Annotated in this window: 1 protein-coding gene; it reads left to right on the forward strand. The window is 69.2% G+C overall.

Annotation, left to right across the window (positions count from 1 at the left end; all coding sequences use genetic code 11):
• Positions 1-5,523: SDR family NAD(P)-dependent oxidoreductase (locus AC5Y5Z_RS25505; protein ID WP_499928283.1), on the forward strand; the 5,523-nt coding region annotated here is incomplete at both ends.

Genomic DNA, 5,523 nt, shown 5'->3' on the forward strand with positions numbered 1-5,523 from the left:
TCCGGTCAGCCGCTGTGGCTGGGTTCGGTCAAGTCGAATATGGGTCATACGCAGGCTGCTGCCGGGGTGGCCGGTGTGATCAAGATGGTGCAGGCGTTGCGTCATGAGGTGCTGCCGGCGACGTTGCATGTCGATGAGCCGAGCCCGCACGTGGACTGGACGGCGGGATCGGTCGCGCTGCTCAGCGAGCCGCAGCCGTGGCCCGAGCGTGAGCAGGCCCGCCGTGCGGCGGTCTCGTCGTTCGGGATCAGTGGCACCAACGCGCACGTCATCGTCGAATCGGTACCGCCGGCCCCACCCCGGGAGCCCGGTCCGGCGCGATCCGCGGTGCCGTGGGCACTGTCGGCCAAATCGGCGGCGGCCCTGCGGGCGCAGGCCGCCCGGCTGGCCGAGCACGTAACCGCCCACTCCGAACTGGATGTCGCCGACATCGGCTGGACGCTGGCGGGACGGACGTCCTTCGAGCACCGGGCGGTGGTGGTCGCCGATGACCGCGCTGGGCTGCTGAGCGGGCTGGCGGAAGTGGCGCAGGGGGACCTGGCCGGCACCGTCACCCAGGGTGTGGCCCGACCCGCCGGCAAGACCGTTTTCGTCTTCCCCGGCCAAGGCTCCCAGTGGGTGGGGATGGGTGTCGACTTACTCGATAAGGCACCGGCTTTCGCCCGCCAGATCGAAGCATGCGCCGAGGTTTTCGCCGAATTCGTGGACTGGTCGTTGATCGACGTCCTGCGGGGCGCACCCGGTGCGCCCGGACTGGACCGGGTCGACGTCGTGCAGCCGGTGCTGTTCGCGGTGATGGTGTCATTGGCCGAGCTGTGGAAATCGCTCGGCGTCCGACCCGACGCCGTGATCGGTCACTCGCAGGGCGAGATCGCCGCGGCCTGCGTTGCGGGCGCATTGTCATTACGGGACGCCGCCCGGGTGGTCACGCTGCGCAGCAAGCTGCTCACCGGTCTGACCGGTCCCAGCGGCATGGTGTCCATCGCGTGCGACCTGGATCAGGTGCGGGAGTTGTTGGCGCCGTTCGGTGATCGAGTCGACGTCGCGGCGGTCAACGGGCCGGCGGCCGTGGTGGTTTCCGGGGACGCCGCCGCGCTCGAGGACCTGATTGCGCTCTGCACGGATCGCGAGCTGCGGGTGCGACGCATCGACGTCGACTACGCGTCGCATTCGGCCGAGGTCGAGGCGATCCGCGAGGAACTCACCACCGCGCTGGCCGGGATCGAGCCTGCCTCGTCGCGCACCACGTTCTTCTCCACCGTCACCGGAAACCGGTTGGACACAGCCGAGTTGGATGCCGACTACTGGTACCGCAACATTCGCCAACCCGTCCAGCTGGACCAAGCGGTACGCAGCGCATCCGAACACGGGTTCCGGGTGTTCATCGAGTCCAGCCCGCACCCGGCGCTGATCGCCGGCATCGAAGGCACCCTCGACGACTGTCTGGCCGGCGACGCGGAGCCGACCGTGGTGCCCACCTTGGGGCGCGAAGACGGTGGGTTGCGGCGGTTCCTGTGCTCGGCGGCGTCCGCCTATGTCGCGGGGGTGGCGGTGGACTGGCGCGGCGCGCTGGACGGTGCCGGTTTCGTGGAGTTGCCGACGTATGCCTTTGACAGGCGGCGGTTCTGGCTGTCCAGCGAGGCCTTTGACGCCGACGCTTCCGGTTTGGGACTGGTCGCCAGCGAACACCCGCTGATGCGCGCGGTGGTCGAGTTGCCGGCCTCGGGTGGGGTGGTCCTGACAGGTCGCCTGTCGCTGACCTCCCAGAGTTGGCTCGCCGATCACGCCGTGTCCGGGATGGTGGTGTTTCCCGGGACCGGATTTGTGGAGTTGGCGATCCGCGCCGGCGACGAAGTCGGCTGTTCGGTGGTCGACGAGCTGACCCTGCGATCGCCGTTGGTGATCCCCGCCGCCAATCCCATTGCGGTGCAGGTGGTTGTGGGTGCCGCCGCCGAAGAAGGCGGGCGGCGCAGCGTCTCGATCTACTCCCACGGCGACGTCGACGGTGCCTGGGTGTGCCACGCCGAGGGAACGCTGAGCGCCGGCGACGCCGAGCCGGGGGCCGATCTGTCGGTGTGGCCGCCGGCCGGTGCCGTCCCGATCGACGTCGCGGACGGCTACGAGCGGCTGGCCGAGCACGGTTACGGCTACGGGCCGGCGTTTCGCGGGTTGACCGCGTTGTGGGCCCGGGGCGAGGAGTTGTTCGCCGAGGTGAGTCTGCCGGAAACGGCGGGTGGTTCAACGGGTTTCGGGGTGCATCCGGCATTGCTGGACGCCGCCCTGCACGCGGCGGTGCTGGCCAACCCGGCCGCCGAGGTCCTGCTGCCGTTCTCCTGGCAGGGCGTGTCGTTGCACGCCGCGGGTGCTTCTGCGGTGCGGGCCCGGATCGCGCCGGTCGGGCCATCGGCGGTGTCGGTCGAGCTGGCTGACGGGTTGGGTCTACCGGTGTTGTCGGTCGCGGCCATGGCGGCCCGTCCGATCACCGAGCAGCGGCTGCGGGCGGCGGTCGCCGGGGCCGGACCGGACCGGCTGTTCGAAATGGTCTGGGCGCCGGCCGCCTCTGTGGGTGCCGAGGTGCCGACCTTCGAGATCTTTGAATCCGTTGCCGAATCCGTTGGCGCAGAAGACGACCCGGTGACTGCAAGCTACGAACGCACCCATCGCGCGTTGGCTGCGGTCCAGGCTTGGCTGACCGACCAAGAATCCGGAACGCTGGTGGTCGCGACCCGACGCGCTGTGGCGTTGCCGGGAGAAGACATCACCGACCTGGCGGGCGCGGCGGTGTGGGGTCTGGTGCGCTCTGCGCAGACGGAGAACCCCGGGCGGCTGGTTTTGGTTGATTCCGATGCGCCGCTTGACGATTCGACGATAGCCACGGCATTGACGGTCGGTGAGCCCCAGGTGGTGCTGCGCGAGGCGCAGGCCTACACGCCGCGGGTGCGCGCCAGTCGTGCCGTCGACGGCATCTTGGAACCGCCCAACGACGGCCCGTGGCGGCTGGGACTCAGCAGTGCCGGCACCTTCGAGAACCTGCGTCTGGAACCGGTGCCGAACGCCGACGCGCCGTTGCAGCCCGGTCACGTCCGGGTCGCCCTGCGCGCCATCGCGGCCAACTTCCGCGACATCATGATCACGTTGGGCATGTTCACCCATGAAGCGCTGCTCGGTGGCGAGGGCGCGGGCGTCGTCGTCGAAATCGGGCCCGGCGTCACCGATTTCGCGGTCGGCGACTCGGTGTACGGATTCTTCCCCGACACCAGTGGCACCCTGGTTCCCGGCGACGTCCGACTCCTGCTGCCGATGCCCTCGGATTGGACGTACGCCGAAGCGGCTGCCATCTCCGCCGTCTTCACCACCGCGTGGTTCGCGTTCGTGGACCTCGCCGCTGCCAAGCCCGGGCAGCGGGTCTTGATCCATGCCGCCGCCGGTGGGGTGGGCATGGCTGCCACCCAGCTGGCTCGGCACCTGGGCCTGGAGGTGTTCGGCACCGCCAGCAAGGGCAAGTGGGACACGCTGCGGGCCATGGGTTTTGACGATGATCACATTGGCGATTCGCGCAGCCTGGAGTTCGAGGAGAAGTTCCGCAGCATCACCGGTGCGGCCGGATTCGACATCGTGCTGGACTCGCTGGCCGGCGAATTCGTCGACGCGTCCCTGCGCTTGGTGGCCCCCGGCGGCATCTTCCTGGAGATGGGCAAGACCGACATCCGCGACCCGGGTGCGATCGCACAGCAGTATCCGGGTGTGCGCTACCGGGCCTTCGACCTATTCGAGCCCGGCCGTCCTCGTATGCACCAGTACATGCTCGAACTCGCCGAACTCTTCGACGCCGGCGTGCTGCGGCCACTGCCGGTGACGACGTTCGACGTGCGCCGTGCCCCGGCGGCACTGCGTTATCTGAGCCAGGCGCGCCACATCGGCAAGGTCGTCATGATGCTGCCCGATGTGTGGGCGCAGGGCACCGTGCTGATCACCGGCGGCACCGGGATGGCCGGTTCAGCCCTGGCGCGCCACGTCGTGACCCGGCACGGGGTGCGCCATCTGGTGCTGCTCAGCCGGCGCGGCCCGGATGCACCGGGCGCCGCGGAACTCACAGCCGAGCTGGAGGCTGCGGGTGCCCAGGTGCAGGTGGTGGCCTGCGATGCTGCCGACCGGCCGGCGCTGGCCAAGGTGATCGCCGACATTCCGGTGCAACGGCCGCTGTCCGCGGTGATCCACGCGACCGGCGTGCTCGACGACGCCGTCGTCACCTCCCTGACACCCGAGCGGATCGATCCGGTGCTGCGTGCCAAGATCGACGCTGCCTGGAACCTGCACGAGCTGACGCGCGACCTCAATGTGGGGGCGTTCGTGATGTTTTCGTCGATGGCGGGCCTGGTGGGCTCGTCGGGGCAGGCCAACTATTCGGCGGCCAACTGCTTCCTGGACGCGTTGGCCGCCCACCGCCGCGCGCACGGACTGCCCGCTATGTCGCTGGGGTGGGGGTTGTGGGAGCAGGCCAGCGCCATGACCGGCGGGCTGGACGCTGCCGACCGGGCGCGCCTGGGCCGCGAAGGCGTGCTGGCGCTGTCCTCCGAGGAGGCGCTGGAGCTGTTCGACACCGCGCTGATCGTCGACGAGCCATTCCTGGCGCCCGCCCGGTTGGATCTGTCCGCACTGCGGGAACACGCGACCGCGGTCCCACCCATGTTCCGCGATCTGGTGCATGCATCGTCCCGCCGTCAGGTCGACGACTCACTGGCCGCCGCCAGGTCGAAATCCGCGCTCGCGCAGCGGTTGCAAAGCCTGCCCGAGTCTGAACAGCATGCCCTGCTGCTGGACCTGGTGCGATCGCACATCGCCACCGTGCTGGGAAATGTGACCGCCGAGGCCGTCGACCCCGACAAGGCGTTCCAGGAGTTGGGTTTCGACTCACTGACCGCGGTGGAAATGCGCAACCGGCTGAAAACCGCCACCGGGCTCTCGCTGTCGCCCACCCTGATCTTCGACTACCCCACGCCCAACGGCTTGGCCACCTATATCCGCACCGAACTCGCCGGTATGCCCCAGGAAGTCAAGCACGTGCCCGCGGTGCGCGCGACGGGGGAGGATCAGATCGCGATCGTGGGCATGTCCTGCCGCTACCCGGGTGGAGTGGCTTCGCCAGAAGAGCTGTGGGACATGCTGATCCAGGGCCGCGACGTGCTCACCGACTTCCCGACCGACCGCGGCTGGGATCTGGCCGGTCTGTACAACCCGGACCCCGACGTCGCGGGCACCTGTTACACCCGCACCGGTGGTTTCGTGGACGGTGTCGCCGACTTCGATCCGGTTTTCTTCGGCATCGGGCCCAGCGAGGCGCTGGCGATGGACCCCCAACAGCGGCTGTTCCTGGAGCTGTCGTGGGAAGCGTTGGAGCGCACCGGGATTGATCCGGCGAAATTGCGGGGCAGCGCTACGGGCGTGTTCGCCGGGGTATACACCCAGGGCTACGGGATCGGCGCGACGCAGACCGCCGAGGGTTTCCGGCTGACCGGCCAGTCT

This window comes from Mycobacterium sp. NGS29, assembly GCF_059812965.1.